This is a genomic window from Methylobacterium sp. GC_Met_3 (genome assembly GCF_026540775.1).
Classification (GTDB): Bacteria; Pseudomonadota; Alphaproteobacteria; order Rhizobiales; family Beijerinckiaceae; genus Methylobacterium.
Genome location: NZ_JALNUL010000160.1, coordinates 1 through 1,084, shown reverse-complemented (window position 1 = coordinate 1,084; position 1,084 = coordinate 1). Strand labels below are relative to the sequence as shown.

At 72.2% G+C, this 1,084-nt stretch carries 1 pseudogene; it reads right to left on the bottom strand.

The window, feature by feature from the left end:
* A pseudogene (locus OXS27_RS32285) lies at positions 1 to 1,084 on the bottom strand (glycosyl transferase); the annotation flags it as partial.

Here is a 1,084-nt window from a genome sequence, read left to right as displayed (position 1 = left end):
GACCGAGGAGATGGCCGTAGGTCTCCGCGTAGAACGCGATGGAGAAGGTCTTGCTCGGGTCGCGGCCCTCGTGCTGGCCATAGGCGACGAAATGCGCGAGCGGGCCGCCGGCCGCATTCGCGGTATCGGGATAACGCTTGGCGTAATAGGCGGCATCAAAATGGGGCTCGATCAGGCGCATGTCGTCTTCGAGTGCCGCCTCCCGCGAGTCCGGCGTGCCGTGGCGCGGATCGAAGGCGCCGGCGGATATGTCGGCCCCATGCAGCAACGCCGTCGCCAGGAAATGAACGAAGGGCGCCAAGCCGGTCTCGCGGACCCCCGGATGCGCCTCCAGATAGGCCTGTCCGTTGAAGTCGGGCCTGGGGTTCCGTCCGCTTTGCCAGCCGGTGTCGCAGTAGTCGCCCACCGCGTCCGCTTCCGGCGCGAGACCATAGCGCGCTCGGTAGAACGCGTGGTCGAAGTGCTTCGCGATCAGCTGTGCCTGACGCGCCAGCGCCGCCGCCTCGTCCACGGGCTCCCGCCCGATCGCCCCGAGCCAGGCCGTATCCGCGATCGGCGGCCGGGCCGGTTCTAGCCCGCACACCCGCAACAGCGCGTCGAGCGTCGAACGCCCCGGGCCCGGATCGCGCAGCTCCCGCCAGCCCGCCCCGGCAAAGTGCAGGTACGGCGCCTGAGTACCCACGTCCGGGTAGGTCCCCCGGTACCACGCCGCGTCCACCGCCGGCAGGTTCAGCCGCCCCGCCTCCGCGAACGGCTTACCCCCCGACAGACGCGTCTCCGCCACGTAGCGGAAGAACGGGTCGTCCTGAACCGCCCGGCTGCCGGCCCGCGCCTGCACGAAGCCGGCCGGGTCGAAATCCGGGCGCGGGCTGACGAGCGACCGCCAGCCGCCCTCCACGTAGGACCGCAGCAGCTCGGCCGCGGAGGCGTCCGCCAGCGCGTCCGCGGCCGGCCCGCGGAGCGACACCCGGTAGTGGGCGGCGTCGAAGTAGGGCGCGAGCGTCTCGACCCGCAGCGCCAGGGCCGCCTCTCGGTCCGGCCGGGCGGGGCCGCCGTCGAGGACGTAGTGCACCAGGGGGTTCTT